Source organism: Paludisphaera borealis, assembly GCF_001956985.1.
In the GTDB taxonomy this organism is placed as follows: domain Bacteria; phylum Planctomycetota; class Planctomycetia; order Isosphaerales; family Isosphaeraceae; genus Paludisphaera; species Paludisphaera borealis.
In genome coordinates, this window is sequence record NZ_CP019084.1 from 16,416 (window position 1) to 42,519 (window position 26,104).

Genomic DNA, 26,104 nt, shown 5'->3' on the forward strand with positions numbered 1-26,104 from the left:
TGAGTAGATGGTTAGATATCTAGCTATTCAATAGCCTAGTCGTTTAGTCATCTAGGCTTCCGGCCACCCCCTCCTTCCTCTTTCTCACCCCGCATCCCCGCTGGGGACGGGAGGGGCAAATCAGATAAGAGCGGCGAAGCCGCATCCACTCAAGCAAACGGCTGGCATTACCCCCCCATGATCCAATTGGGGGTGATGCCGGACGAAACTTGAAACGGGCCGGGAGCGCCAGCGACCGCGTTCAGGCAGAGGATCAGCGATTGCCATGAACGGCAGGATGCCGGGCGTGGTAATCGCCCGCTGCCGACTCTGCATCAGGCAAGGTTAGGCATCAGCGGGAAGCACTTGCTGGGCTCTTAGCTGGCGAGCGATGTACGACCTGCGGCGAAGAAGCTTGACCGTATTGCCGAATGGGCCTTCTTCGCTTTCCAGCTGTTCCACAGTCGCGTCAGCAAGCGATGCGGCGTCAAGTTCGGCCAGCTGATCTGGCGTCAGTGCCGCGAGCTTTTCATCAGCCATGCTGCTGAGTCGCTTTTCATCGTCGGCTTCTGCCCGCTTACGACGGGTTTCCGCATCTGCCGCCAGTTCCTTGGTGCGTTTAGCCTCCTGGCGCCGCAGTTTTTCGGCCTCGGAAACAAACCCCTTGGGGGCGGCGTGGCCTTCCGGGCTGCGGATGGCGGCAACCAACCACGCAGCTGGGTCGTCGATTTTTTCAGACTTCTTTCCGGCAAGGCGGTAATCGAGGATTTCGATCTGCTGGCGAATCTTCTCCTCAGGCTGTTCGACCATCAGCTTTTTGGCAACCTCCGATGAAACGCCGCGTTTAACCAGCTCTTGTTCCAGCTGTCGCTCGTCGCTGAGCAACGGCAGCACTTCGGACGATTCGATTTCCAGAATGCTCGGGCCGCCGCGTTTGCTGAAGGCTCGGAATTCCGCTCGGGCTTTCGGGCCGGGCTGGAAGAGCATCACCCAATCGGGCTGGCCCTCGCCGTCGGTAGTATCCTGATAATCGACCCTGGCGATATAGCCGGATTCCTTGTGCAGCTTGAGCACCTTGGTCATCTGGCTGCGTACTTTCTCCCAATCGACGTGCCGCGTCTGCGGGGCGTGGGCACAGAATTCCGAGTAGGTGAGCTTCGCCCTGGGCCGGTCGTATTTGAGGGCGGCGTAGATCTGGTAGCTGAGCAGTTCGTAGAAACGCTGCGGGGCAGGGGGCAGGCTTTTCAGGTAGTCGTAATCGAGAGGCCGGGCCATCGCCCCGTTGATGACGTTGATGAAAACGTCATTCAGGACGATGTAGACGCCGTCAGCCTTCTTGCCGCCCGGCAGCTTCTCTCCGGTGAGGATCACGCTGTACCGCGTGAAAAGAGCCTCCAGCGTCTGTTCTGTGCCGTCAGAGTGCCGATATTCGGTCTTCGTCTTGATATTCGCAGTCGCATTCTGAAACAATGACCTTTTGATATCGCTGCGATTCTTGCCGCTGTCGGCCAGCCCCAACTCGCGGCAGATGTCGCTTAGGCTGCCGAGCTTGAGTATGCGGGGGATGGGGCGGCGTGCCTCCTCGATCCGACGATTGATGATCAGCGTGTCGAGCTTGTAGGCCAGCGGGCCTGGCTGGCCGTATTCACCGTCGTAGCTGACTTTCCATTTTGTTGACGATTCACCCCGTTCGTTGGACTGCTTGACCTCGATTTTGATTTGCCCCCTCCTGGCCAGACGATGCACCGGGAAGCGGGAGAGGGCGGTTTCCACCCGTATGGTGTTTACCGGCACTGGCTCGGTGGAGGAGAGGGTTTCGTGTTCCATAAACATACTTTCAGAAAATCATCATCATGTCGTCTTGTTGTTGATGTCTAAGATAAGTCTCTCAAGAGTCTAATAGTCTAGGCGGAAAAGCCCTTGCGATAAAGTAGTCAGTATCAGGAACTTGGAAAGAAATCCAGCGCTGATTTGGTACCCCAAAGTGCCGGAAACCGTACCCCAAAGTGCCTGACGCCGTACCCCAAAGTGCCTGCCACGGTACCCCAAAGTGCCTGATTTCAAACCCCAAAGTGCCGGGGGCGTACCTCAAAGTGCCACCCTCGCTCAGCCTCAGTAGGCGGCCTGTACCCCAAAGTGCCTGCCGCCCAATAGGCTGCAAGGGGGCGTACCCCAAAGTGCCGGGGACGGATTTCACGGTGAAAGCACGTCCAAACGAGCAACGTTCGGGGGCTAGGGGATGGGGTGCAAGAGGATTTAACGGTTGGGAGGTGTGTGTCCGTACCCCAAAGTGCCGGTGCCGGGGTTGGCCGCACGGCGATCCGTACCCCAAAGTGCCGTTCACCGCCGGTTGTCGGGCGTGTCCTTATCGAACGAAGCTTTATTCAAAGGTCGAATTTTCGCATTTGGTCTTCTCGTCAGTGGCGGTAGGCGTTGGCGACGATTTCATCCATCAGGTCGGCGTCATCACGCATCAGCCCTAAGATTGGATCAGGTGCGGCCTTGTCAGCTTGAATGGACGTGGGCTTCTGGTTCAGATGGCGGAGAAGCCACTTAACGCATTGATGCATAATTGTGTTCGCCTTATCCTGCCGCCTTCGATGTTTGTCGGACAAAGGCAAGTTTTTGCATGCACGCGTGTGATAGGCTTGCTATTAAGCCTTAGACTGGGCGTAGTTCATTCCTCAGCGGCTGATTCAAGGATGCTAGGGATGTCGCGGGCACCGTGCAGGACGCGGACGATATCGATGCCGTCATCGCCGTGCCGATAGAAAATCAGGTGCTTTTCAAATCCCTCGATACGCCAGACACGCAGCCCGGCCAACCGGAGATCGGCGGATTCCCAATGCTCCCCCATGCCGGGCATCCCGGCGATCGTGGCGAAGCTGGCGGCGGCGTTGTCGTAGTATCGCAGGGCGGTTTCCAAGCTGGCGTTGTCCGCCAGATAACCGGCCTGCTCGTCCAGATCGCGGTCGGCGGCGGGCAGCAGGCGATAACGCCCGATCATTGGGGGCGGGCCGACTTGCTCAACCGCTCGGCCAGGCGTTTCTTCTTCGCCTCCCAATATTCCGGCGTCACGGCGATCGGCGTGCCCGAGTCCAACCCTTCGAGCAGCAGGGCGTCGATCCGTTCTTCGGCTTTGCGTTTCTGGTCGGTTCGAATTAACTCACGCACATATTCGCTGACGCTACTGTAACCGCCTTCGCTCACGCGTTCCTGTACGAAGTGCTTCATCGCTTCGGGCAGGGCTATGTTCATCGTTTCCATGTGCTGGCCTCCTTTTCAGCCATTCTAGCCCGCTTGGCAATTATTGTCAACCCGTTGCCAATTACATGAATGGGTGCGTTCTGGGTGTCCTAGCGGTAAATAACGCCCTTTATTTCCCCCAAAGACCGTGCTAGGGTCAGGCCGATAAAAGTTCATGCATGATGGCGGTTGTCGAAGATGCTCGACGGCCAATTCCAACTCTCGACGAAATCACCGGAGGCGACGCCGTGAGAATGAGCGAAATGTTCGAGGGGTATCTTACCAAGAAGGACATCACTGCCGAGCAGTTGGCTCGGGCTTTGGCAACAACCGGTCCGCTTAAACATAAGCACATGTGGTATACTGGGGCCGTCAGTGCTGCCGGGCATGAGGTGAAATCCCAAAACACGCCGATCCCTCAAGCCAAAGATTCAACCGAAGTGGACGTGCCGGGGGGTTCCTATCCTGGCATAGACGCCGACCTGGACGCCTTTCGCGGCAAGGCCGTCGCCCTGAAGGCGAACGCCAGCCGAATCCTTGAATTGATCGATCAGACCTTGGATGCGATGGCCGGCGGCCGCACCTTGGCCGCTACGTTGACAACCCTTGGCGAGACTGCCATACATTCTGATGGTCAAAATATTACTCAGTTATCATGTGTTATCGCGGCGATAGAATCGTGCTGCGAAGCCGCCGCCGAGTTGGCTGCGACCGTGAATCAGCAAGGCCAATCCGCCGCACCGCCCATTTGAGCGGAACTGTCGGACGCCATTTCGGAGGGAGCCGTGATGAGCACTGAATTAGTTCCATTATCTTCGGGTGCCGTTCCAGCCGCTATCAGCCCGCAGCTGCCGCTGCTGGTCGAGCGGGCAGGGGGGGCGGCACGCTTCGCCTGGGATGAATTCTTCTACGCCGAGCATCACAACGCCAATACGCAGAAAGCCTACATGTCGGCCGTGAAGCGGTTCCTCGCGTGGTGTGAGGGTCAGGGAATCGAGCTGCCGACGATCATGCCCGGCCAGGTCGGCCAGTATCTCAAGGGCTTGGATGGCTCGATCGCCAAGAAAAAGCTGCATCTGGCGGCGTTGCGTGGCTTCTTCGATCGGCTGGTACAGCGGCACGTTGTGGTGCTCAACCCGGCGGCGACGGTGCGGGGTTTCAAGGAGACGGTGATCGAGGGCAAGACGCCAGAGATCACGATCGAGCAGGCCAGAACGCTGCTGGCGTCGATCGATTTGGGAAACGTCATCGGCCTGCGGGATCGGGCGATTCTCGCAGTGCTGGCTTACACCGCTTGCCGTGGCGGTGCGGCAGCCAGCCTAAGGCTTCGAGATTTCCAGCATGACGGGACGCAGCATGTGCTTCGGTTCGCCGAAAAGGGCGGAAAATCGAGGGAAATCCCGGTGCGGCACGATCTGGAAGGCTTCATCCGGGCCTATCTCGATGCGGCGGAGCTGGAGAATGAAAGCAAAGACACCCCCCTGTTCCGGGCTTCCAACGGCCGCACCAGACGGCTGACGGCGAACGCGATGAATTCGCGGAGCGTCTGCGACTTGGCGAAGCGGAGGCTGAAAGACGCCGGGCTGCCGTCGCGGCTGTCGCCGCACAGCTTCCGCGTGGCGGCGGTCACCGACTTGCTGACGCAGAACGTGCCGCTGGAGGACGTGCAGGAGCTGGCGGGCCATTCCAGCCCACGGACGACGCGGCTCTATGACCGGCGGCAGCGGAAAGTGTCGCGGAACCTCGTTGAGAGGATATCGATATAAAAATAATTATGAGCTAAGTCTTATAAATGTAATGAAGTTATGGGCAATTTCCAGAGCTTACCTGATACCCAGCGGCTCCGTGTTGTGCTCGGATGTTCTCGCATGTGGAAGCGGCCTGAGCATAATTGGGTTCATGGATCGTTTGATTCAAGTGGCCTCCGCCTTGATCTTGACCATAGACAATCGTACAGCAAAATGCAGGCGACGGTCCAGGCATAGGCAATGGGCCAGGGTTATCCGTATTGGTAGCCCAGATTGGTATACCATCCGTTCGGTAGATTACAACGTTTCCATCATCCTGCATGACCAGCCATGCAACCTGATTGCCATTGGTGTTCGACGCCCATACTGCTCCACTGGGGCCGTAGATGACAAAGTTGCCGTCCTGCTGTTGTAGGACAGCAGCGTACACCTCGCCACTAGTGCCGCTAGCCCAAAGAGCATGCGTACTGCCGTTCGGGTATAAGACAAGATTACCATCTGGCTGAAGTACAAACGCGTATTTATTGTTGTGAGAAAACAGGGCTTTGCCGACACCTAGTGATTCGCCAGCAAACAATCGATCTGACATTGGATGCTCTCCATGCGTGGATTTTCAGAGCAGTAATCGTTGTTACCTCCCGGTGATATCCCTTGATCGGATACCAATCGGGGAGGCATTCAACGCACGATCGCACGCATGCATTCATAGGCCATGAAGATCTCTTGGCCTGACGCATTAGTTCGATATCCTCGGAGTCTAATCGATCAACAAGCCCGTCGATAGGCCCATGCAAACCAAAATTGAATGCTTAGGGACAGCGGGAGGGTTGGCGTGTCACGAGTCGCCGAAGACGACAAAGCTCATGGTCTCGCCGTCAGGATGGGCTAGTGATAAAGGGAATTGAGGGAACCACGCTCGCAACCAGATTAGGGATTGATAGGCTGTTATATCCGATAACGCCCTTTATCGGATACGAAACCGGGCCGGTGGTCAAGCCCTAAATGCACGCATGCATTGCCTGGGGGTTTTACGACCGGCGGCAGCGGAAAGTATCGAGGAACCTAATAGAGCGTATTTCTATTTGAAGCCTGAATTCCAACCAAAATTACGCTGCCGCCGAGCCATCACGATTGTTTCGGAGGCGGAGGTGGTGGCGTGGGGAGTGGCCTGGTGAGGGCGGGCGGTCCATCGGTGCCCTGTCCCCTGGTGATTTCATTTCGCCCACCGTTGGTCTGCTCACGGGGAGGATTAGGTGGCTTTTGATCCGCTGACATCTTCCTTCTTTCCTTCCTTTATTTGTGCACCTAATAATAGCTGCATGCTTTGGTCGATCGTCCGCATGGCGTCCTGATCATCCGCGGCGGGCAACTCGTCATTGATCTTGAGGAATTCTACCATTTTCACCTCGTTTGCGGGAATCATCAGCGACGCGACTTCTGGGAGCGAGGCCACCTGATTGTCGTTCAAAATCCATTCGGGGTTGAGGATTACGAAGTGGCCCTTGTCTGGCTGGTCTGGCCATTCCTTTGGCCACCCGCGTAACCTGCGTTTGCCGTCGAGGTGGAGGACGATATATCGCTTCTGCTCAGCGAAAGTGCCGAACCATTCGGACGGATATGAAGTGCGTTTGCTGATGTCCATGCGTCGGATGAATCCATGAAATTTGTCGGTATTTGCTATATAAGAACACGTGAATCCTATAGCTATTGCAATTATGATTGACCATTGAAACTCAGAATTGCTGTTCCAAGCCCCGATGGACTTGTAAGAGCCTATACGGATAAAGGTCCATCCCAAGCAAAGTACGACGAACTTCACGAGAGCCGTGAAAATCAGGGATTGGACGACGCGTTCAAACTCCGATGTCTTGGGATGGGCGGTGAGCATGTAGAAAATCGCTGCGGCGATGAAGCCGGGCAGCAGCGTGAATACCAGGGTTGTTACGTCTTTCGAGATCAAACTCATGGATTGATGCGGCCTTTACCCTAATGGGTCGATGCGACGGATCAGACCGTGACGACGATGTCAGTGCGGTTTGCAATCGCAGTTGTGATCAAATCGTATATCGTTATACTAGGATCATGAGCGTATAAGGTGACGATGAGCGAATATCTTGCCAGCTTGTCGAAGCACCTATGACTGGGCCGCTCCCGCCACCATCCCGTAATCGGATGAACAGCTATGAATCCGCAAGCGGCCAACTCCGCAGCGGTGCCGTCCCAGTAATCGGAGTGGATGGAACCTTTCGTGCGGAGGTCCTCGCCGAGGTTCCAATTCCGCGTGTCGCTGACCAAATCGGAAGGACGATTCCCTTCGTCCCATGCATCGCGGGTAAGGCGTTTCATGAAACGCCCCATGTCCTCCTGCGGTCGTTTGACGGCGAATCGCAGGCCGTGAGATTGATAACGATGCTTGACGTTCCACCCTTTGCGGCCAGGGCTTGGCTCGATGAAATATGAGAGCGTGACCCGCATCCTTAGGGGCGTATCGCCCAGATCCTGCAAGGCTTCGATTGGCCAAGGCAGATTATGCACATGCATTTGATTGGTTTTGGTCGCGTTCTTGCCCTCGTCCCAACAGAATGGTTGGAGCGAATCCTGGATGATCATCGTCGCCCTGCGTGATGCACACTGGCGGGCGATGCTTAGATTAGGCACGCCGTAGCCGTAACATCGAAGCCGGTCTTGGCGGCGAGGGTGGGGAAACTCCTCAAGCATACGCTCCGTCCAGCGAGCGGAATGGATGAGAAGGCCGCGTACGGATTCCGGCCATAAAGTTGGATATTCGGCCTGCAAAATGGCGGCGTATCGAGCCGCAAGAGCCGTGGCAGCACTGGTGTCGCGTGTCGTTGTGAGGAGGGCGCCATCGGGTGAAATGGTGGTTGTCAGCAGGGCTAAATCTTCGACATCCCAAACCTGGCCACTTGGATCGTGGGCGTAGTTGCCGCCTTCCATCACGATGTCGGGCTTCAGCGGCCATTCCCGCTTCGTCCAGCCGCAGGAAGTCGTACTGGAAGGGCACAGTGATCCGCGTTTGGCGATCGGATTGTAGCCGGCGAAATCATTGGAAGTGATCATAGCACGATCTGTATATGCACCGACCGTCACGACGTTCCACGCCTGCGACGGGTCCTGCACGCTGGCGGAATGATTGGCTTGGGGATATTCCGATAATATGATGTCGTGCTCATAATTGCCGGCGGATACCAACATCAGACGGCGTACATCATCGGTGGCACCGGAACACATCTGATCCAGTGCGGCCGACCAAAGCGTCGGTGCCCACTGCTCCTTGTCACCAGCCGTGATGGCCATACAGATGACGCGTAGCCGGTCCGGTGCCTCGATCTCCATCTTTGCGATCGAACCGACCGTAATGGGGCCGTAATCGGGAGGATCGTTTGCCCCTGCGTCCGGGAGAATTTTCACCGCTTCCAAGCCGTGTTTAAGGTTGATCCTGTGGTCAGATACCAGCAGGCGGTTGAGAGCGGAACCATAGAGGATCAGGCCAGCCATCCCAGTGCCATGGCCATGCCGATCAGCTGCATCCCAATCATCATCCCACGCTAAGTTGTGTTCTTCGACCAGAGCGTGCTCCAGCAAAGGATGGCCCCGGTTTACTCCCCGGTCAAGAAGGCATACGGCCGGGGCTGAGCTGTCGGCGAACGTCGTCCGCTCCAGCATGGCCAGTATGAATTCTGTCTGCCCGGCGGGCGTGAGTTCCATGTATTCCGTCGGCACGATGCTCGCCCGGCGAAATTCGCCAAGGTAGCGGAGGAGTCCGGGGAAATCGCTGAATGTCGCTAGTGATGCGTAAGCGAGAACGACAACATAGTCAGGAAATCGAACCTGCTGATTGCTCACTCTGATGCCCAAAGATTCCGCTTCTTCGCGGAAATTCTCCTCGACAGCCAACTCGCGTCCATCCTGCGTGGTGACGGTGCCTTCATCCCGCAGCCAAACTTCCCACCAAAATTCCTCGTCAGGTGGCGGTGGAGGACCTGAATCGGTCCAGTAGTCGCCCAGGGAAAGCATCGCTAGCCGCAGCTCCCTGATGCTCTCTGCGAGCGAAGCGTTCGGCGGGTTGCCGTAATGATTGGTCTTATGTGCATAATCCTCAAATTTCTTTGCGAACTTGGCGACGTTGTCTTTCGGGATATGCACGGTCGCCCGCTGTGACCCATCTGCTTCGTAGCGGAAGTTGATGATCTCCGATCCAATGACCTTGTTATCCAAGCTCTCCAGCCACAGTTTGAAGCCAGGATCGCTTGTGACGGCGATGGGAACGAAGGAAATGCCTTCGGCTGGCCTTTCGGGTGCAGCCTGCATGTCGGTCGCCGCTTGAAGGGCATTTGCGGCAAGATTGGGCCCGTGGACAGACCGTGCATCGCGTGGCGGCGTTTTGAACTCGCTTGAACCGCCGCCGGTGGAGACGTAGTTCTGAGCTTGGGCGGTGCCCTGAATAAGGAAGTGACGAAGCCGGGCCATGATTACTCGCGTTCCTCGGCCTCGTTCTTGAAAGCACGCCGATTCTGCCGTTGGCTGATGGCTTCCTTCAAGGCGGCCAGTTCGACCAGGTTGCTGTCTTTAAGAACCGATTCCTTGGCGGCGGCGTCGCAAGCCTGACAGATATCGGCGTAGCTAAGCCCGAGGGCCCATTCAGACGCTTGCTGCACGCCCACCTCGTCGATGCCGAATCTCGCAAGCCGATTCAGGATCAATTCCCCGGCTTCGCTGGCGGTGGGCTTTTCGTAGTGAATCACCTCATCGAATCGGCGAAACAATGCCTCGTCCAGCATGGATGCGAGATTGGTCGCGGCTACGATGATACTATCTGAATCGTCTTGTTCCAAGAACTGAAGGAAGGAATTCAGCACCCGGCGGATTTCGCCAACGTCGTTGGCAGCCGCCCGCTCGCTGCCGATTGCGTCGAATTCGTCGAAGAGGTAGACGCCTCGCGTCTTAGGCATCAGCTCGAAGATCGAATGCAGCTTGGCAGCGGTTTCGCCCATGAATTTCGTGATCAGGCTGTGAAGCTGGATAGACAAATGCGGAAGCTTCAGCTCGCCAGCCAAGGCACGTGATGTCATGGTTTTGCCGCATCCGGGCGGGCCGACCAGAAGGAGCTTTCTACGCGGCGACAGGCCATGTTCGCGTAGTTTCGACTTTTGCTTATATTCGCGTAAAACGAGATGAAGCTGTTTTTTGATCGGCTGGGACAGCACCATCTCGCTGAGACGGACGCTCGGATACGTTACCGCGAGCAGCTTGGCAAGTTCCCCGCTCGGCTGAACGATGGGTACGGCACCGCCAACCCTCTGGGTCCGCTGCTTCTGCCTTACGTCTTGGACCAAAATCTTAAGCTCTTCAGCGAGCTTGGATTTCCCGGTGCGGGCGGCGTGAGCGGCTATCTGCAATGCAACGGAGATGAATTGCTCGCCGTCCGCGTCACTGTAGCTCCGTAACAGGGCTTTTAGCTGCTCGGCGGTGGCCATCAAAAACTCCGTGAAAAGATTCCTACTCTTACTATACCTCCTAAACCCTGTAAATTACTTAACTTCAGGTCGTGTCGTCGAAGAATTACAGGGATCATGCGTACAGTATATACGCCCAAGGCCTGGACGGCCATGCAGTTGCAATTGTCCTCGTCTCCGAGGTACGCCGCCAGCGGTGACCGCCCAGATAGTGCGGAAGGTAAACCAAGTAGCCGCTCGACGAAAGGCCGAGCTGAGGTTCACGCCCGCACCTTTAGCAGTTGCTCGATATCTGTCGTGTAGTGCCCGGTTTTCATCTTGGCGAAGGCCTTCCAGTCCCGGTGGGTGCCCGAACCGGCGTAGAAAACCGTATCCCGTCCCATGCGGCGATTCACCGCGTCCACTGCGGCCATCAGCTTGCCGCTCCTCACCTCGTCGCGGGCATCGAATAGTTCCCCCTGCCCTGTTCCGTCCGGGCAAAACTCATCTAGCATGACGCCGCATTTGGAGTAGTGCGGCCCTTGCCGGTAGATCCGCCGCAGCCCGCTGACGGCGTGGCGGATCAGTTCGGCGGTGTCGCTGGTGGGATGGGCCAGCTGGAAGCTGGCGGCATTGCTGAAATAGTTCTCCGTCGTCGAATACGGGCTGTTGTGGAGGAAGACGGTCATGTGCCGGGCGGCAAGCCCGTCGCGGCGGAGCTTTTCGCCCGCACGCGTCACATAGGCGACCAACGCCTGCTTCACCGGCTCGAATTCGGTCAGCTTCTTGCCAAACATGCGGGAAACCACCAGCCCTTTCCGCGGTGCCGGTGCCAGTTCCAGCGGGATGCAGGGCGTGCCGCGTAGCTCGGCGGCGGTTCTCAAGCCGACGACGTGCATGTGCTGGCGAATCCAGCCGTCGGGCTGCTGGCTGAACGCCAGTGCATCGCCGATGCCGTGCCCGGCCAGAAAACGTGCCCACTGCCTGCCGATGCCCCAGACATCGCCCACAGGAAGCCGCTGAAGGCTCTCTGTGCGTTCCTGCTCCGTGGCGATGCTCCAGACGCCATTTGCCTCCGGCAGCTTCTTGGCGAGCTGATTGGCGGCCTTGGCGAGCGTTTTGGTCGGGCCGATGCCGACGCTGACCGGGATGCCTGTCCATCGCTTGACGGTGCGGCGGATATCCGCCGCCATGGCGGCCAGCTGATCGGCCGGAAAACCGGCCAGATTCAGGAAGGCTTCATCGATGGAATAGACCTCCAGCTCGGGCGAAAACCGCTCCAGCGTCTGCATCACGCGGCTGCTCATGTCGCCGTAGAGCGTGTAATTCGAGGAAAACACCGCGACCTGGTGCTGATCGACCAGCTGCCGCACCTTGAAAAACGCATCGCCCATCTTGAAGCCGAGGGCTTTCGCCTCGTTGCTGCGGGCGATGACGCAGCCGTCGTTGTTGGAAAGCACGATCACCGGGCGGTTGCGGAGCTTCGGGTTGAACACCCGCTCGCACGACGCATAAAAATTATTACAATCGACCAGTGCGAACATGGCAGGTCAGAATTGCCGCACCGAGCCGGTGACGCGGCCGAAAATCTCGCAGTCGCTTTCCTCGGTCACCTCGATGGTCGGAAACTGGACGTTCTCGGGCACCAGCCAGACACGGCTGCCGACCTTGCGGATGCGTTTAACCGTGTATTCGGCGTTCACGCAGGCGACGACGATGGAGCCGCTGACCCATTCGGCGGCACGGTCAACGATCAGCAGATCGCCGTCATAGATGCCGGCGCCGGTCATCGAATCGCCAGAAACGCGGAAGAAGAACGTGGCGGCGGGATGATCGATCAGGGCCTTGTTGAGGTCGATCCGGGCTTCCAGGTAGTCGTCGGCAGGCGACGGAAAGCCTGCGGGCATGCGGAACGCCAGCAGTGGGCGGGATAGCTGCGTGTCGAAGCTGGGCGTAATGAGGGTGAGTGTAACGGCGGGCTGCATTCGGGTGCTGGTTTTCTGGGTGAGGCTAAAGCTTGCACCTCCTGGGGGCCGGTGGCAACCATTTTTTCATCTGGCAAAATGCGGGCTTGGCAGAAGGCTGCATGCATGTGGTAAAATAGGGGACAAATGGATAGGATAGCTGACGCTTCCTCAAGATAAGGAATGGCCTGATGTCATCACGATCGGATTACCTGTTCAACACCGAAAGGTTGTACGATTTTCTTCTACAGCGGCAACGCCGCATGTCGGAAGAAGTCATAGCGATGAATCGTGATGAAATTCTCAAGATGAGTGAAGAGGATTTATGTAATTACCTAGTTGATAGATATTCTGTCCAGCCGCCGGTGATGAACGTCGATGCGAAAGAGATTTCGGATGATCGGCCGATCCAGGTCTCGCGGCCCAGTATGTGGAATGACGGCAGGGTTTTTCAGGTTCCGGCCCAACTGCTGGTCCTGAGCATTCCCTTCGAGGGCGACGCCCAGCTTTTCCAGTTGCGGCCATCCAGCTATTCGACGCGGCATTGTTCGGCCCAGGTGACGCATAACGAAGTTCAATTAAGATATGAAGTTACAAGTAATGACAAGGACAGGTTGGAAAATAACATCAATCAGGATGTCGGTTATTTGCAAAGCAACGTAGCCCAAATTCAGAAGGATGTGGCCGAGTACAACCATCAGCTGCCATCCCACGTAAGGCAGGCGGTCACATCTCGCAAGCAACTGCTGTTGGAGCAAATGAACCTGGTGGCGGGGTTAAACATCCCCGTCCGCCGCCGTGAATCCGCCTCGCAAACCTACGCCGTGCCTGCGATCAAGCGAAAGCCGCGTATCGAGCGGCCCGTGGTGCCCAAAGGCTCATTCCAGCCGGAACCGGCCTGGCCAATGGAAGAATACGAACACATATTGAGCGTAATCCAAAATATGTCGCTTGTGCTTGAGCGGAGCCCGTCGGCATTTGCCAACATGAACGAAGAGGCGTTACGCACGCATTTCCTGGTGCAGCTTAACGGGCACTACGATGGAGCTACCGGGGAAACGTTCAATCAATCGGGAAAGACAGATATTCTGATCAAAGAAAAAGATCGCAATGTGTTCATTGCGGAATGCAAATTCTGGACCGGCCCGGGCGCCTTTCCCGAATGCATCGATCAGCTGCTCGGCTACACGTCATGGCGGGATACGAAAACGGCGATCCTGCTCTTTAACCGGAACAAGGACATGAGTAACGTCCTGGAGCAGATTCCGGGGCTGGTTAAGGCTCACCCGAATTTCAAGCAGGAAAAGCCCGGCCAGATGACAGATACGCAGTTCCGCTACCTGTTCCATCAAAATGGCGATAAAAATCGTGAATTCTATCTGACGGTCTGCGTTTTCAACGTGCCATCGAGTTGAAAGCAGCCTCAGCCGTTTTCATCGGCTGTCGAGCGGCGAAACGCCAAGCAGATGGTGCAGCGAATCGCTGGCGGCCATTACGTCGCGGGCATCGCCCGCCATCAGCATCCGGTCTTTCAACGCCTTAAGCTCCGGGCCGGTCATGCGGCCTGTGGCCGCTAGAAGCGGCTCGTAGCCTGCCTGCAGGGCGTAGCTGGTATGCAGGCTGCTTGCGTCGCCAGTACCGGGTGCTTCGACGCGTAGGCGGCGGTGGAACTCGATCTCTAGCCGGAAGAGCTGTTCCAGTGGCGTCATGGCAAGCCTCGGCTATGGCCGGTAAATCTGGGTGAACCGGCGAACAGTATACGTTTGGCCATGCAGCAGGTAAAGTGGATGCCGAAAGGAGCCAAGCGGCATGCGACAGAATTGGAAGCGGAGAAGGCCGGACGACCTGATTTCGGCGGCGGAACTCGCCAGCTTCGTCTACTGCCCGGAGCAGTGGCGGTTGGAACAGGCGTTGGGGCTGGCTCCGACCAACCAAGCGGAGCGTAAAGCTGGCGAAAGGCATCATGACCGCAAGGCGGTTGCCGAGCAGATCGCTGGCGGTTCGATCAACCTGGGGCGGCGGCTGGCGGCGGCAGCCATCGCGTTGGCCGTGGCGGGCGTTCTCCTGCTGTGGGGGTGGCGATGACTAGCCTGCCCTTCTGGCTGCTGGGCACCGCCGCCGCAGCGTTGCTCCTGGGCATGCTGCTGATGCTGCTGGGCCGAAACATGAGGCGCCGCCGGGGGTTGAGCGGCGGCAAAACAGTTTCGCTGGATAGGGTGACGCTCACCTCACGCCGCTTAAGGCTAACGGGCCGTCCCGACCGCATGGTGCAAACCGATGGCACCCTCATCCCGGAAGAGTGGAAATCCGCCAGAAAACCAAGCCCTTCGCATGTGGCACAGCTGGGCGTTTACTTCCTGCTGATCGAGGATCAGCTGCGCGTGCGGCCGCCGCACGGCTTCATCGTCACCGGCGACGGCAACCGGCACCTGATCGAAAACACCGCCGAGATGAGGGGCTGGGTGATGGAGCTGGCCGGGCAGCTGCGGGCGGCAAGGGCGAATCCGGGCGTGCCGATACAGGTCAACCCCTTCCCCGGCCAGTGCCGCAGATGCGGGCAGCGGGAGAATTGCGGGCAGGCCAGGCTCTAAATCGGTCGGGTTGACAGGAAGAGCTTGATGTGGGAGCAAGATTAACCGAATCTAAACCCTTTCATCCGCAAAGCCTTTGGGTAACCGTCAATGACAGCCGCCGCCGATCCAATTCGCCAGTTCGTCGATTACGCCAAGACGTTGAGCGGCGACGAAAAAGGCGAAGCTCAGGTATTCTGCGATCGGCTGTTCAAGGCTTTCGGCCATGCGGGGTACAAAGAGGCAGGCGCCACGCTCGAATACCGGGTGAAGGGTGCGGGCAAGAGCACCAGATTCGCCGACCTGCTCTGGCGGCCACGGCTGCTGATCGAGATGAAGAAGCGTGGCGAAAAGCTCCAGCGGCACTACTCCCAAGCCTTTGAATACTGGCTCGACCTCGTGCCGCATAGACCTAAATATGTTGTCCTATGTAATTTTGACGAATTCTGGATTTACGACTTCGACCTTCAGCTCAACGACCCAGTGGATAGGGTCGCCATCGCTGATCTGCCGCACCGGTCTACGGCCTTCAATTTCCTGTATCCGATCGAGAAAAAACCTCAGTTCGGCAACAATCGCGTCGATGTGACGCGGGCGGCGGCGGACAAGGTTGCCGCCGTCTTCAACTCGCTGGTCGGCCGCGGCGAGGACAGGGAGCAAGCCCAACGCTTCGCTTTGCAATGCGTCGTGGCCATGTTCTCCGAAGACGCCGAGCTGCTGCCGCGTGGCTTATTCTCCGAACTGCTTGCCGATTGCAAGGGCGGCGAAAGCACCTACGACCTGGTCGGCGGCCTCTTCCGCCAGATGAACAGCGAGCATCCGGCACGCGGCGGGCGGTTCAAGAACGTCAGGTATTTCAACGGGGGCGTTTTCCAGACGATCAACCCCATCGAGCTGACGCCGGAGGAAATCGACCTGCTCCTCGACGCCTCGGCGGAAAACTGGAGCAAGGTGCAGCCGCCCATCTTCGGTACGCTGTTTCAAAGCAGCATGGGCAAGGTGAAGCGGCACGCCTTCGGTGCCCATTTCACAAGCGAAGCCGACATTCAAAAGGTCGTGCTGCCCACGATCGTGCGGCCATGGCGGGAGCGAATTGAAGCGGCGGATTCGCTCAAAGACCTCCGAAACCTGCTGGCCGAGCTGCGGAGATTCCACATTCTCGACCCGGCCTGCGGCAGCGGCAACTTCCTGTACGTCGCCTACCGGGAGCTGAAACGGTTAGAGCTGACCCTGATGGCGAAGGTTCATGCCAAATTCGGGCGCCGTTCCCGCGAGGCGGTCGGCACTAGCTCGATGGTCAGCACCAAGCAGCTGTTCGGTATCGAGAAAGACGAATTCGGTGTCGAGCTGGCCAAGGTTACCTTGATGCTGGCGAAGGAGCTGGCTATCGACGACAGCCGGGCTTGGATCGACACGGAGCAGCTTGACTTGCCAATCGAATTCGACGAAGCCCTGCCGCTGGACAACTTGGATGCGAATATTATATGTGCTGATGCGTTGTTTGCGTCATGGCCAAAAGCCCAAGCCATCATCGGGAATCCGCCGTACCAGTCGAAAAACAAAATGCAGCAGGAATACGGCCCTGCTTATCTGAACCGGCTGAGGAAGCGTTACCCGGATGTGCCCGGACGGGCGGATTACTGCGTCTACTGGTTTCGGCGTTCCCATGATGAGCTACCGCCTGGCGGGCACGCAGGATTGGTCGGCACCAACACGATTCGCCAAAACTATTCCCGCGAAGGCGGCTTGGATTACATCGTCGCCCATGGGGGCACGATTACTGAAGCCGTCTCAACGCAGGTATGGTCGGGTGATGCGGTTGTGCATGTGTCGATTGCTAACTGGGTCAAAGGCGAGCAGCCGGGCAAGAAGAAGATTTTTACCCAAGCGGGCGATTTGCGGGAAAGCCCGTGGGAAGTATTCGAGGTTGAGCGGATCGGCCCGGCATTGTCGGTATCGCTGGACGTGACCGAGGCCCAGCGGCTTAGGGTTAATATCGAATCAGGTGCATGCTACCAAGGGCAGACGCACGGCCACGAAGGGTTTTTGCTTACGATCGAGGAAGCATCTGCCATGATCAAGTGCGGAAAGGCCGATGTGGGCGTTCTGTTCCCTTACCTGACGGGTGATGATCTCCTATCGCACAATCCGCCCGCACCGCAAAGGTTCGTTATCGATTTCCAGCCACGGAACATGCTGGCCGCCAGCCGCTACGATACGCTTTTCAGTCGGCTCAAATCGAGTGTGCTGCCCACCCGCCAACAGGCGGCGGCGAAAGAAACAGCCCGGAACGAGGAGGCGGCGAAGGAGAATCCGAAGGCCAAACTGAATCAGCATCATCAGAATTTTCTGAACCGCTGGTGGTTGCTGTCGTATCCTCGCCCCGAGCTGACGGCGAAAATCGCATCGATGCCGCGATACATCGCATGTGCACGCGTCACGAAACGGCCCATCTTCCAGTTCGTCTCAAAGTCGATTCGGCCCAGCGACGCTCTTCAGGTGTTCACGCTGGCAGATGATTATTCGTATGGGATTTTGCAATCCGGGATTCACTGGGCGTGGTTCATGGCACGCTGTTCGACGCTGAAGGGAGATTTCCGCTACACCTCGGATACGGTTTTCGATTCCTTTCCATGGCCTCAGTCGCCAACCCTTCAGCAGGCAAAAGATGTCGCCAAGGCGTCGTTGTCACTACGCCAGTTCCATCGCCAGGCAATGGCTGAAAATGAATGGAGCCTGCGTGAGCTTTACCGGACGCTTGATCTTCCCGGACATAATCCGCTGAAGACGGCTCAGGATAAGTTGGATACGGCCGTGCGAGCAGCTTACGGTATGAAAGCAAGGGATGCAGTGCTTTCGTTCCTGCTCGCACTCAACGCCGATCTCGCCGGTAAGGAAGCGTCCATGCAGCCTGTAATCGGCCCTGGTTTGCCGCCGGTGGTCAAACAGGCTGCTCCTTTCATCACCGACGACTGCATCGGTCAGGAATGAAAGGCGAGGATGGCACGCGGTATCCGATCGAGACTACGACCCCCACGGGCCTTTCATGGCCGAGGAGATGCAAGATGAGCGAAGTGTCCGAGGTGCCCGTTTACTTCACTTGCCGTGGCCAAACCTTTCGCGGTATCGCCCGATTCCGCGAAACCCAATTCCCTGGGTCCTGGAACCATATCAGCCTGGGTGGGAGGCTTCTAAAGACAGGCGGGTGGGATTTCGAGCTTGCTTACAAGGAGCTGGGGGACGACAAGTTCGAAATTTCGAGCGAACAGGTGGAAGATTTGAAAGCCGGGCGGAGCGTCCAGGTGGAATTTATCGTTGGCGAGCCCGTGACGGTCGAGCCTGGGGAATATTTGCCAGCAGCAGATGACCGTCAGCAAGGTAAGCTCTTCGACACCTGAGAGTAGAGCAACCGGCCTAAGCAGTCAGCGGCCCTTGCCCTTCTCCAGCTGGTCGAGGGCGGCACGGGCTAACGCCGCTTCCTTTGATTCGCGGTAGTCGCGTACCACCAGCTTCAGGATGTTGATGCCTTTCTGCTTCTGGCCGCGTTCGATAGCCTGCCCTGCGGCTTCTACCAACTGGTGGGCAACCTGATCGTCGGGCGTTGCCGGCACACCGCTCCTCGGGCCGTCCATGCCATCGCCAGCCGATTTCCACGCCTTCAGCACCTCGCGTTCCTCGGCCTGGCCGAGCGTTTCCAGCCTGCCCCCCGGGCGTGCTTCCCGCCCCTTGAGCTTGGCCGCATGGCCGTTGGTTTTGGCATCGTGCTGGGTCATGGGCGGACGGTAGAGCAGATGTGCCGATGCGTCAATGAATACGCTCCGTGCGTCCGGCGTTAATCAGTTCTCGATTCACAAGCGTTAAATGCTTCCGCATGTCAGTCGTCCAACTCACGGGCAGGCTCCGGTGCCGCCTTCCTACGCCGATTTCACGGGAAAGCGAGGCCGCTTCCTTGGGGGGCACCCCTAAGGGGAGATGCCTGTCACTTCAATTAGACTTACATTTATGTGAATTTTATGCGACACCCCCTTGCCATGGTGGTAGACGATCATATGATTCACCACATATGGTAAGTGCCTTCTGGGGGCTATCGCATGCTGACGATCTACGCCGCCACCTCCTCCGCACAAGTGAAAAAATATTTCGACGTTGCGGATTACTACACCGAGGGACAAGAGACGATTGGCCTCTGGGGTGGTGATCTGGCCAAGCGGTTGGGGCTGTCGGGCGTCGTCGATAAGGCCAGCTTCGAGCGATTGTGCGACAACCTGCACCCGTTCACCGGGGAATCCTTCACGCCGCGAACCAACGTCTTCCGCCGGGTGGGCTACGACATGGTGTTTTCCGGGCCGAAGAGCTTCAGCATCGTGCAGGCACTGGCCGACCCGGAAGAGCAGCGGAACCTTCGGCTGATGTTCAGCGATTCCGTCGATGAAACCATGCTCGAGGTCGAAAGCGACATGCAGACGCGGGTGCGGCAGGATGGAGCCGTCCACGACCGGCAGACGGGAAACATGCTCTGGGCGTATTTCGACCATTCGACTTCCCGCCCGGTGGGCAGGAGCGGGGCGGCCAACGACAATTCGCCATTCGGTGCCGCCAACGACAACGTGCCGCCCGACATGCAATGGCATAGACACGTCTTCTGCTTCAACGCAACGGAAGATTTGGAGGAAGGCCGGGTCAAGGCCGGGCAATTCGCCTACATCAAACGCGACGGCGAATATTACGCCGCCGCCTTCTACGCCCGGCTTGCCCACAAGCTGGAGTCAGCGGGATACGCGATAGATCGCAAGGGCGGGAAGGAATGGGAAATCGTCGGCGTGCCTCAGGCGACGATTTCCACCTTCAGCAAACGCACAGGGCAAGTGGAGCAGCTGGCCGAGGAGCTGGGCATCACCGACGATGCCCGCAAATCCCAGCTGGGGGCGACGACGCGGGCGGGCAAGCAGAAGGAGCTGACGCAAGACCAGCTGCGGAAAGCGTGGGATGACCAGCTGAGCGACGGTGAACGCAATGCTCTGGCACGCGTGCACGGGAAAGAGATGCCGGGCAGCCGCGTGGTCACCGCCGCCGAGGCGGTGGAATTCGCCATTGCCCACCTCAGCGAGCAGCTTTCGGCCTTCCCTGAGCGTGAGCTGAAGCGGGTTGCCCTGCTGCACGGGCTGGGGCATGTGCTGCCCGAGCAGATCGCCGCCGAGCTGCCCCGGCACGGCGTCATCACCCAGAACATCGACGGGCGGCTGATGGCCACCACCGAAGCCTTGCAGGCTGAGGAGCGGTATATCGTGCGGCAGGCGGCACGCGGACGCGGCAACGCCTGCCCTGTCGGCGTCGATGCCGGGCTTGCCCGCACGCTGGAAGGTGGCACCACGCTGACCGATGAGCAGTGGCAGGTGACGCGTGGGTTGCTGGAATCGGCCAACCGCGTCGAGGAGCTGGTGGGGCCAGCCGGTGCGGGCAAATCCTATTCGCTCGCTAAATTCGAGGAAGGGCTGAGCCGTGCCGGGCAGCACGGCACGTATCTCGCCACCACCGCCAAAGCGGCCAAGGTGCTGATTGACGATGGCTTCGAGGCGAAGACGGTTGCCCATTTCCTGCTTGACGCAAGGATGCAGGAAGCCGCCCGTGGCGGCCGCGTCGTCATCGATGAATCGTCGATGCTCGGGCATAAAGACGCGGTCAAGCTCTTCCAGATCGCCGAAAAATTCGACCTCAAGCTCATTTTTGTCGGGGACGGTTTGCAACACGGTGCTGTTCCAAGAGGGGCGTTCATGCGGCTGCTGGAGCAGCATGCCGGAATCACGCCGCATCGCCTCACCGGCATCATGCGGCAGCAGGATACGGGCTACCTGCAGGCGGTGCAGTCGCTGAGCGAAGGCAGGACGGTCGATGGCTTCGACGCGTTGGACAAAAAGCAGTGGGTGCAGGAAATCGGCGACGCAGCGGAACGCTGCGACGCCATCGCCGCCGAATATGTGCAGGCGGCCAAAGACCACGCCTCGGTGCTGGTGGTAAGCCCGACCCACGCCGAGGCGTTGGCGGTGACGCAGGCCATCCGCTCCCAGCTGAAAGATGCCGGGCTGCTGAGCAGCGAGGAGAAGGAATTTAGGCGGTTGGTGCAGGTCAACGCCAGCGAAGCGGAGCGTGGCCAAGCCAGCACGTACCGGGCGGGCGATGTCCTCCTGTTCCACCAAAACGCCAAGGGCGGTTATGTCAAAGGCCAGCGTCTGGCGGTCACCGACCCCAACGCCGTGCCGCTTGGCCAAGCGGGGCGGTTTTCACTCTACCGGCCGCAAAGCGTGATGCTCGCCGAAGGCGACCGCATCCGCTTCACCGGCACGGTGGCACCCCTGAAAAAGGGTGCGAAGGCGTTCAAAAACGGCGACGCCGCCAGCATCGCCGGATTTACGCCCAAAGGCGATATCCGCCTCGATGACGGGCAAGTAATCGCCGCCGATGCCGGGTTATTCCGAAGCGGTTTCGTCGAAACCAGCTTCGGTTCACAGGGGCAGACCGTGCAGCGGGTGATTCTGGCCATGGCGGCGGAATCGCTGCCCGCGGTCAACCAAGAGCAGATGTACGTCTCGGCCAGCCGGGGTAAGGAGAAATTATCCTTATATACCGATTCCAAAGAAGCGGTGCGGCAGGCCATCCAGAAATCGAGCCAGAAGCTGGCGGCACTGGATATCGAGCGGCAGGCGCCGCCGGACGCCCGGCCGCGTGACTGGCGGCAGGATGACGACGAACGCAGGCGGCTGGCATTCCGCACGCAGCGGCAACCGGTGATTGAGCCGCCGCGTGAGCGGGAAGAAAGGCGGGTGGCGTATGGACGGTGACGTGCTCTCGAAATTCAAAGTTGCCCAGATCCGCCCGCGTACCTCGCCCGGCGATCTGGCGGAATCCTACACGCCATCCGCCTCGCCTGCGGCATCGGCGTTGGGCATCGACCAGATGGAGCAGTCGATTTACGCCGAGCCGCTGCCCCGGCTGGGCGAGGATTACCGGGCACATGCCAAGCCGCTGTCGCGGCACCGGCTGGGCGTCGATCCGAAGATGCTGCATTTCGTGGATAGGCTGGGCTGGAGCGAAGGCTACGCCTTCAGCGATTTGCGGCGTGTGAGCTGGAAGCCGGGCGGCAAGCCCGGCGACGGCCCGGTGCTGGTGCTGCGTTTCGTCGAAGCGGTGGTGACCGATATCGTGGTCGAGGGACGTAATTTAGAGGCGGTGCACACGCTGGTCAGCGAAGCGTCGATCCCGTGGCTGTGGGAGCAGCCGGAAGGCATTTTCATGACCAAGGATTCCGACGTGGTCATCACCCGCATTTCCTCGTTCCTGATCGACCGCGACAGCGGGAAGCGGAAAACCTGACGCTTCCCGCCAGCGGGCAAGTTACCCCCAAGTGGCCTACGCAATCCGGGGTAAGCTCCGGCCCCATGGGGATAACTTGCCCTCAATCTCCGCCGGTGCCGTAGGGTGGGACGGCATCAGGCAGCAAGCCACTGCCACTGCTTTTCCGCACGCTCGTAAGCCGCTTGCAGCTTGATAAACGCCTCGTGGCTGCCGCCTTGGTCGGGATGCAGACGCATCGCCAGCTGCCGGTAAGCACGCTTGGCCGCCTTGAAATTCTCGGCAGTCGGCTCCCAGTACAGCTGCTCGATGGCCTCCCAATGCACGGCCTCCTCCCCGTGCTTGCGTTTGGCTTCCTGGGCGGCGGCTTCGATCTGGATCAGTTCGGCAAGCAGGCCGGTGCGGGCGGCAACCGCCGCCTGCTTGCGTTTAAGCACCGGCTTGCGGGCGGATTTCGCGGTGCGAAACTCCCGAGCGAGTTCCTGTTTCACCTGCTTCCAGTGGGCAAGGGCTTTTTCCAGCGTGTCGGTGCCGTCTTCCACGCGGCCGAGGTAGCACAGCTTGCGTTGGCGTGGCTGGCCATTCGGGTCGCGGGTGTTTTCGACCAGATAGTAGCTGAGCGTTTGCCGCGAGCGGATGAGACGGATGTAAGCCATCGCCAAGCGTTAGCATGGTAATTCGCTGATGGCAATTACAGGCACTACAGGCCTCGGGAGGAGCCTCACGTCCCTCGGCTCGATCCGTAGTGCCTGTAATCGGTGGATAGTTTCCGTATGTGACCTGATGGAAAAGAAAAAAGCCGCCATGGTGTGGCGGCTCCTCTCTGCGTGGCCTCGTCCGTCCCTCATGAGTCGTTCGAGGGCGGCTGAAGTCCGTGCAGGAAGTCGGCGGCCTTCTGGGCGTGGGCGGCGGCTTGGAAGATCGCCCGCTTGTCCTCTTTGAGAACCTTCAGCCAGTGGTCGAGGTAGCTGGCATGGTCGGCACGCGGTTCGGCGGCCAGCCCCAAATCGCAGCACAGGAAGGCGGCGCCGATTTCGGCCACCAGCTCCTCGCGGGCATAGCCTGCGTCGCCGAATTGCTTCCGCCCGAATTCCCGGTTCAAGCGGCTGGGGTGCTTCGTCCAGTGGGTAAGCTCATGGGCGAGGGTCGAGCAGTAGCTTTCGGCGTCGCTGAACGACACGAAAGGCGGCATCTGCACGTAATCGGCCTCGCCCGCGTAATAGGCTTGGTTACCGCCATGGCGGATGTCGGCCAGCGTGTTGGCGAAAAACAGGTCTGCCGATGCGATACGCTCCACCGGGTCGAGCTGCGGGGCGGCTGCGGCGTGGAAATGCTCGGGCAGCCCGTCGATCTGCTCGACATTAAAGACGGTGTATCCCTTCATAAAAAAGATGTCGCGTTCGGTTTCCTCGCCGTCTTCGCCTGCATCGGTTTTGCGGATGCGGTCGGCGTAGACGACCAGCGAGCCTTTCGAGCCGGCTTTGACGCCGCCGCCTGCGGCCTTGGCCTGCTTGAAGGTCATCCAGATGGGGGCGGCAAAGCCCTGTGCCTCGGCGGCCATCCACAGCATCAGCACGTTGACGCCCTTGTACGGCTCGCCGCTGGCACGAAGCGGGCGGGTGATGCGGCCTGCGGCATGCTCCGCATTCCACGGCTTGTGCCATGGCCTGACGCCTTTCTCCAGTTCGGCGACGATGGCGTTGGTGACGCGGGCGTAAATGTCGATTCTTTCGTTTTGCATGGGTCTGGCTCCGTTTGAAATGGATGAAGGCTCGGTTGAGCGTGCTCGCCGCTCAACCGGGACGAAGGCCAGACTTTGAAGGGGGGAAGTGCGGTCAAGCCCGGGGTTGCGGGGGGCACCGGCCTGCACAAACCTTTGGTGCGGAAGGCTGGGGGGAAACCGCAACGCCGGGCTTGAAGGCACGGGGGGAATCCCCCCTCTTCTTCCATCAGCGGGCGAAAGTGCTGAAAGGCCCGAAGGGCGGGAGCGGATGCGTACCACGAAAGCACGCGACGGCGTCAGCCGGGATGGCCAGATTGACCTCGGGCGGCATAGGGTGGCAGGTTATGATGCTTCGAGTAACCGAATCGAAGCCGACGCTGGCAGTAGATCCTTATGGGAGTTGCGACGCATGAAAGATCCGCACGTCGAAACGCTACGCTACAAGTTGGAAGTGGATCAGACCTATGGCCGGATTGAGAATCCGCCGCCCCTTATTCACGAGACGGAAGCGTATCGGATGTGTCTGGAAAACGACGTTTTAGTGATCGACATGAAGGAGCACCACGCAACCATTCAATCGGCAAGGAATCGCGTCGAACCCGATTTGGAAGCGTGGCAGCTGGACGCGGCTTTGCAACGAGAACACATGTGGCTCCGATTTATATATGATGAGGCGGGGGCCGTAGTAAAAGACCTCCACATTTGGCCGGAAGGGCATAACGTTGCGACGGGCAGCCTAGTGATCGGGCCGATCATCGTTTCAGGAACGGGCACTTGCGGGCCTCCGGTGTTTCAGGAATACCCGCAACCGCCTAAGCGTTTCAGGGCGTCTGAGGACGTAGAGGCGATGTTCCGGCGTTACGAGCGTGCCGTTTGGCGAGATGAGACGCAGCTGCTTTCCACCGGATATGCCTGCCTGAGCTTGATGGAAGGAGCGGCGGCAGTTGGCAGCGAGAACAGCTCACGGAATAAGGCAGTAGATAAATACAACATTCACATCGACGTGTTTGACGCCCTTGGAACGATTGTTTCGACATATGGAAGCCTTGAAGAGGCAAGGAAACTCCACGCGGATGCCAAGCGTGAGGCGTTAAGTCACGATGAAAAAATCTGGGTTCGGGCAGCGATCAGGACGCTTATCCGCCGGAAAGCTGAATACGACCACGACCCTCGTGAAGCGAATAGCTTGCCGCAGATAATCATGGAGGATCTGCCGACGCTTACTACGGCAGATAGCCTAAAACGCGTTAGAAAGCCGCGGAAGCATGGGAACGGCCACAGCAAAGGGGGAAGCAGCCCGAGCGGCTGACGCCCCTCTACGGGCTTCCAATGCGGCGGCAAGCCTATGCCATGCTGCCAGCCGGGTGCAGGCTCGCCTTGCGGCGTGCGTAGGCGTCGCCGGGCATGCGGCTGCGAACTGCCAGCCGGTAGCCGATCTGCTCAAGTTCCGCTTTCAGTGCGGCGTATTCATGCGGTTTGGCGGGCAGTGTGTCGTAGACGATGGCCGGGTCGGCGGCGCCGTGCTGGCCGATTCGCATGTAGGACTGGCAAAACCGGGCGTGCAGGCATTCGGCGGGCAGGTAGGGAAACAGGGCGATGACGCCGCCGTCGGCGAACCGGCGGAAAACCACGATGTCGGCGTCGCGTAGGTTGGGGCAGGTTTCCATGGTGAATCTCCCCCCTATGCCGCTGTTTCGCGTGGCGTGATTTCCCACTGGGCTTCCTCGTAGCCCGGCATTCCATGGCCTTCACCGGCGATGATCGCCGCCAGTAACTTGCACGCATCGCTTGCCTTCCAACCCGGATGCTCGCAGGACTGGTAATCGAGGCAGCTGGCGGCTTTGACCATCTGCACGCGGGAAAAAGGATGGAACGCCGCCCATTCGCAGAGCCGGAAATCGGGCGTTGTCGCCTCTTGGTAGCGGAAGTTGACGCTGGCGACGTTTTCGGCATGCAGCATCTGGCCGATGGCTAGGGCATCTTGATAGCCAAGGATGCGGTTACGGGCAGCGTAGACGGCCAAAGCGGTGACGTGCGAGTCATTGCATATAAAAGCACTCATAATCGTATCTCC

General features: G+C 58.8%; 24 protein-coding genes. 10 read left to right on the forward strand and 14 right to left on the reverse strand.

Going from position 1 to position 26,104, the window contains the following annotated elements; genetic code table 11:
• Positions 1-324: 324 nt before the first annotated feature.
• The 3 genes from BSF38_RS29585 to BSF38_RS29595 all read right to left on the reverse strand — a co-directional run bounded on the left by BSF38_RS29585 (position 325) and on the right by BSF38_RS29595 (position 3,246).
• Positions 325-1,812 (reverse strand): hypothetical protein, encoded by a 1,488-nt coding sequence (locus tag BSF38_RS29585; RefSeq protein ID WP_237170958.1) that lies wholly within the window; start codon positions 1,810-1,812, stop codon positions 325-327.
• Between the two features lie 844 nt (positions 1,813-2,656).
• Positions 2,657-2,986 carry a type II toxin-antitoxin system RelE/ParE family toxin gene (locus tag BSF38_RS29590; RefSeq protein WP_076351838.1) on the reverse strand — a complete coding sequence of 110 codons (330 nt, stop codon included), beginning with the start codon at positions 2,984-2,986 and terminating at the stop codon, positions 2,657-2,659.
• Positions 2,983-3,246, reverse strand: coding sequence for a type II toxin-antitoxin system ParD family antitoxin (locus BSF38_RS29595; RefSeq protein WP_076351840.1), 264 nt, complete (start codon positions 3,244-3,246; stop codon positions 2,983-2,985). Before BSF38_RS29595 ends, BSF38_RS29590 begins: the two co-directional genes overlap by 4 nt.
• Before the next feature lie 158 nt (positions 3,247-3,404).
• Here BSF38_RS29595 and BSF38_RS29600 point away from each other — a divergent pair, with 158 nt between their 5' ends.
• Together BSF38_RS29600 and BSF38_RS29605 are read left to right on the forward strand one after the other, a co-directional pair.
• Positions 3,405-3,977, forward strand: coding sequence for a hypothetical protein (locus BSF38_RS29600; protein WP_145952421.1), 573 nt, complete (start codon positions 3,405-3,407; stop codon positions 3,975-3,977).
• 36 nt (positions 3,978-4,013) lie between these two features.
• Entirely contained in the window at positions 4,014-4,991 is a 978-nt protein-coding gene (locus tag BSF38_RS29605; protein ID WP_076351844.1) for a tyrosine-type recombinase/integrase, read from the forward strand.
• Positions 4,992-6,222: 1,231 nt separating this feature from the next.
• Here BSF38_RS29605 and BSF38_RS29615 read toward each other — a convergent pair.
• The 5 genes from BSF38_RS29615 to BSF38_RS29635 all read right to left on the reverse strand — a co-directional run bounded on the left by BSF38_RS29615 (position 6,223) and on the right by BSF38_RS29635 (position 12,411).
• On the reverse strand, positions 6,223-6,939 hold the full coding sequence (locus BSF38_RS29615) for a DUF6338 family protein (protein WP_076351848.1): 717 nt from the start codon (positions 6,937-6,939) through the stop codon (positions 6,223-6,225).
• 41 nt (positions 6,940-6,980) lie between these two features.
• A complete protein-coding gene (locus BSF38_RS29620) occupies positions 6,981-9,461 on the reverse strand; it encodes a S8 family peptidase (RefSeq protein WP_076351850.1) in 2,481 nt (826 codons plus the stop codon).
• A gap of 2 nt (positions 9,462-9,463) precedes the next feature.
• The gene (locus BSF38_RS29625; RefSeq protein ID WP_076351852.1) at positions 9,464-10,468 is read right to left on the reverse strand and encodes an AAA family ATPase; all 1,005 of its coding nucleotides are present in this window, start codon (positions 10,466-10,468) and stop codon (positions 9,464-9,466) included.
• A 239-nt stretch (positions 10,469-10,707) separates the two neighbouring features.
• A complete protein-coding gene (locus tag BSF38_RS29630) occupies positions 10,708-11,970 on the reverse strand; it encodes a Y-family DNA polymerase (RefSeq protein ID WP_076351854.1) in 1,263 nt (420 codons plus the stop codon).
• A 6-nt stretch (positions 11,971-11,976) separates the two neighbouring features.
• Positions 11,977-12,411: a LexA family protein gene (locus BSF38_RS29635; RefSeq protein WP_076351856.1), complete on the reverse strand. Its 435-nt coding sequence runs from the start codon at positions 12,409-12,411 to the stop codon at positions 11,977-11,979.
• Positions 12,412-12,581: 170 nt separating this feature from the next.
• Between BSF38_RS29635 and BSF38_RS29640 the strand changes: the two genes are divergently transcribed.
• Complete coding sequence (locus BSF38_RS29640; protein ID WP_076351858.1) at positions 12,582-13,805, forward strand: hypothetical protein; 1,224 nt, start codon at positions 12,582-12,584, stop codon at positions 13,803-13,805.
• A gap of 18 nt (positions 13,806-13,823) precedes the next feature.
• Here BSF38_RS29640 and BSF38_RS29645 read toward each other — a convergent pair whose 3' ends face one another.
• Entirely contained in the window at positions 13,824-14,099 is a 276-nt protein-coding gene (locus BSF38_RS29645; RefSeq protein WP_076351860.1) for a hypothetical protein, read from the reverse strand.
• Positions 14,100-14,199: 100 nt separating this feature from the next.
• Here BSF38_RS29645 and BSF38_RS29650 point away from each other — a divergent pair, with 100 nt between their 5' ends.
• The 4 genes from BSF38_RS29650 to BSF38_RS29665 all read left to right on the forward strand — a co-directional run bounded on the left by BSF38_RS29650 (position 14,200) and on the right by BSF38_RS29665 (position 18,358).
• On the forward strand, positions 14,200-14,475 hold the full coding sequence (locus tag BSF38_RS29650; RefSeq protein WP_076351862.1) for a hypothetical protein: 276 nt from the start codon (positions 14,200-14,202) through the stop codon (positions 14,473-14,475).
• On the forward strand, positions 14,472-14,981 hold the full coding sequence (locus BSF38_RS29655; protein WP_076351885.1) for a CRISPR-associated protein Cas4: 510 nt from the start codon (positions 14,472-14,474) through the stop codon (positions 14,979-14,981). Before BSF38_RS29650 ends, BSF38_RS29655 begins: the two co-directional genes overlap by 4 nt.
• A 90-nt stretch (positions 14,982-15,071) precedes the next feature.
• The gene (locus BSF38_RS29660) at positions 15,072-17,951 is read left to right on the forward strand and encodes a class I SAM-dependent DNA methyltransferase (RefSeq protein ID WP_076351864.1); all 2,880 of its coding nucleotides are present in this window, start codon (positions 15,072-15,074) and stop codon (positions 17,949-17,951) included.
• 74 nt (positions 17,952-18,025) lie between these two features.
• Entirely contained in the window at positions 18,026-18,358 is a 333-nt protein-coding gene (locus BSF38_RS29665; protein ID WP_076351866.1) for a hypothetical protein, read from the forward strand.
• 24 nt (positions 18,359-18,382) lie between these two features.
• Here BSF38_RS29665 and BSF38_RS29670 read toward each other — a convergent pair whose 3' ends face one another.
• The gene (locus BSF38_RS29670; RefSeq protein ID WP_076351868.1) at positions 18,383-18,733 is read right to left on the reverse strand and encodes a hypothetical protein; all 351 of its coding nucleotides are present in this window, start codon (positions 18,731-18,733) and stop codon (positions 18,383-18,385) included.
• Between the two features lie 318 nt (positions 18,734-19,051).
• On the opposite strand from BSF38_RS29670, the gene mobF reads away from it, so the two are divergent.
• On the forward strand, positions 19,052-21,796 hold the full coding sequence (gene mobF, locus BSF38_RS29675) for a MobF family relaxase (RefSeq protein WP_145952422.1): 2,745 nt from the start codon (positions 19,052-19,054) through the stop codon (positions 21,794-21,796).
• A complete protein-coding gene (locus BSF38_RS29680; protein ID WP_076351872.1) occupies positions 21,786-22,328 on the forward strand; it encodes a hypothetical protein in 543 nt (180 codons plus the stop codon). Before mobF ends, BSF38_RS29680 begins: the two co-directional genes overlap by 11 nt.
• A gap of 116 nt (positions 22,329-22,444) precedes the next feature.
• Here BSF38_RS29680 and BSF38_RS29685 read toward each other — a convergent pair whose 3' ends face one another.
• Both BSF38_RS29685 and BSF38_RS29690 read right to left on the reverse strand, forming a co-directional pair.
• Positions 22,445-22,963, reverse strand: coding sequence for a J domain-containing protein (locus tag BSF38_RS29685; RefSeq protein WP_076351873.1), 519 nt, complete (start codon positions 22,961-22,963; stop codon positions 22,445-22,447).
• 188 nt (positions 22,964-23,151) lie between these two features.
• Positions 23,152-24,048: an ArdC family protein gene (locus BSF38_RS29690; RefSeq protein ID WP_076351875.1), complete on the reverse strand. Its 897-nt coding sequence runs from the start codon at positions 24,046-24,048 to the stop codon at positions 23,152-23,154.
• Positions 24,049-24,439: 391 nt separating this feature from the next.
• On the opposite strand from BSF38_RS29690, the gene BSF38_RS29695 reads away from it, so the two are divergent.
• The gene (locus tag BSF38_RS29695) at positions 24,440-25,339 is read left to right on the forward strand and encodes a hypothetical protein (protein WP_145952423.1); all 900 of its coding nucleotides are present in this window, start codon (positions 24,440-24,442) and stop codon (positions 25,337-25,339) included.
• A gap of 34 nt (positions 25,340-25,373) precedes the next feature.
• Here BSF38_RS29695 and BSF38_RS29700 read toward each other — a convergent pair whose 3' ends face one another.
• Complete coding sequence (locus BSF38_RS29700) at positions 25,374-25,697, reverse strand: hypothetical protein (protein ID WP_076351879.1); 324 nt, start codon at positions 25,695-25,697, stop codon at positions 25,374-25,376.
• A 14-nt stretch (positions 25,698-25,711) separates the two neighbouring features.
• Positions 25,712-26,092 carry a hypothetical protein gene (locus BSF38_RS29705; RefSeq protein WP_076351881.1) on the reverse strand — a complete coding sequence of 127 codons (381 nt, stop codon included), beginning with the start codon at positions 26,090-26,092 and terminating at the stop codon, positions 25,712-25,714.
• Positions 26,093-26,104: the final 12 nt, after the last annotated feature.

What these genes read in the sequence shown, in the direction of transcription:
- BSF38_RS29585 (WP_237170958.1), bottom strand. Translation starts at nt 1,812, where the DNA reads ATGTTTATGGAACACGAAACCCTCTCCTCCACCGAGCCAGTGCCGGTA.
- BSF38_RS29590 (WP_076351838.1), bottom strand. Translation starts at nt 2,986, where the DNA reads ATGATCGGGCGTTATCGCCTGCTGCCCGCCGCCGACCGCGATCTGGAC.
- BSF38_RS29595 (WP_076351840.1), bottom strand. Translation starts at nt 3,246, where the DNA reads ATGGAAACGATGAACATAGCCCTGCCCGAAGCGATGAAGCACTTCGTA.
- BSF38_RS29600 (WP_145952421.1), top strand. Translation starts at nt 3,405, where the DNA reads ATGATGGCGGTTGTCGAAGATGCTCGACGGCCAATTCCAACTCTCGAC.
- BSF38_RS29605 (WP_076351844.1), top strand. Translation starts at nt 4,014, where the DNA reads ATGAGCACTGAATTAGTTCCATTATCTTCGGGTGCCGTTCCAGCCGCT.
- BSF38_RS29615 (WP_076351848.1), bottom strand. Translation starts at nt 6,939, where the DNA reads ATGAGTTTGATCTCGAAAGACGTAACAACCCTGGTATTCACGCTGCTG.
- BSF38_RS29620 (WP_076351850.1), bottom strand. Translation starts at nt 9,461, where the DNA reads ATGGCCCGGCTTCGTCACTTCCTTATTCAGGGCACCGCCCAAGCTCAG.
- BSF38_RS29625 (WP_076351852.1), bottom strand. Translation starts at nt 10,468, where the DNA reads ATGGCCACCGCCGAGCAGCTAAAAGCCCTGTTACGGAGCTACAGTGAC.
- BSF38_RS29630 (WP_076351854.1), bottom strand. Translation starts at nt 11,970, where the DNA reads ATGTTCGCACTGGTCGATTGTAATAATTTTTATGCGTCGTGCGAGCGG.
- BSF38_RS29635 (WP_076351856.1), bottom strand. Translation starts at nt 12,411, where the DNA reads ATGCAGCCCGCCGTTACACTCACCCTCATTACGCCCAGCTTCGACACG.
- BSF38_RS29640 (WP_076351858.1), top strand. Translation starts at nt 12,582, where the DNA reads ATGTCATCACGATCGGATTACCTGTTCAACACCGAAAGGTTGTACGAT.
- BSF38_RS29645 (WP_076351860.1), bottom strand. Translation starts at nt 14,099, where the DNA reads ATGACGCCACTGGAACAGCTCTTCCGGCTAGAGATCGAGTTCCACCGC.
- BSF38_RS29650 (WP_076351862.1), top strand. Translation starts at nt 14,200, where the DNA reads ATGCGACAGAATTGGAAGCGGAGAAGGCCGGACGACCTGATTTCGGCG.
- BSF38_RS29655 (WP_076351885.1), top strand. Translation starts at nt 14,472, where the DNA reads ATGACTAGCCTGCCCTTCTGGCTGCTGGGCACCGCCGCCGCAGCGTTG.
- BSF38_RS29660 (WP_076351864.1), top strand. Translation starts at nt 15,072, where the DNA reads ATGACAGCCGCCGCCGATCCAATTCGCCAGTTCGTCGATTACGCCAAG.
- BSF38_RS29665 (WP_076351866.1), top strand. Translation starts at nt 18,026, where the DNA reads ATGAGCGAAGTGTCCGAGGTGCCCGTTTACTTCACTTGCCGTGGCCAA.
- BSF38_RS29670 (WP_076351868.1), bottom strand. Translation starts at nt 18,733, where the DNA reads ATGACCCAGCACGATGCCAAAACCAACGGCCATGCGGCCAAGCTCAAG.
- mobF (WP_145952422.1), top strand. Translation starts at nt 19,052, where the DNA reads ATGCTGACGATCTACGCCGCCACCTCCTCCGCACAAGTGAAAAAATAT.
- BSF38_RS29680 (WP_076351872.1), top strand. Translation starts at nt 21,786, where the DNA reads ATGGACGGTGACGTGCTCTCGAAATTCAAAGTTGCCCAGATCCGCCCG.
- BSF38_RS29685 (WP_076351873.1), bottom strand. Translation starts at nt 22,963, where the DNA reads ATGGCTTACATCCGTCTCATCCGCTCGCGGCAAACGCTCAGCTACTAT.
- BSF38_RS29690 (WP_076351875.1), bottom strand. Translation starts at nt 24,048, where the DNA reads ATGCAAAACGAAAGAATCGACATTTACGCCCGCGTCACCAACGCCATC.
- BSF38_RS29695 (WP_145952423.1), top strand. Translation starts at nt 24,440, where the DNA reads ATGAAAGATCCGCACGTCGAAACGCTACGCTACAAGTTGGAAGTGGAT.
- BSF38_RS29700 (WP_076351879.1), bottom strand. Translation starts at nt 25,697, where the DNA reads ATGGAAACCTGCCCCAACCTACGCGACGCCGACATCGTGGTTTTCCGC.
- BSF38_RS29705 (WP_076351881.1), bottom strand. Translation starts at nt 26,092, where the DNA reads ATGAGTGCTTTTATATGCAATGACTCGCACGTCACCGCTTTGGCCGTC.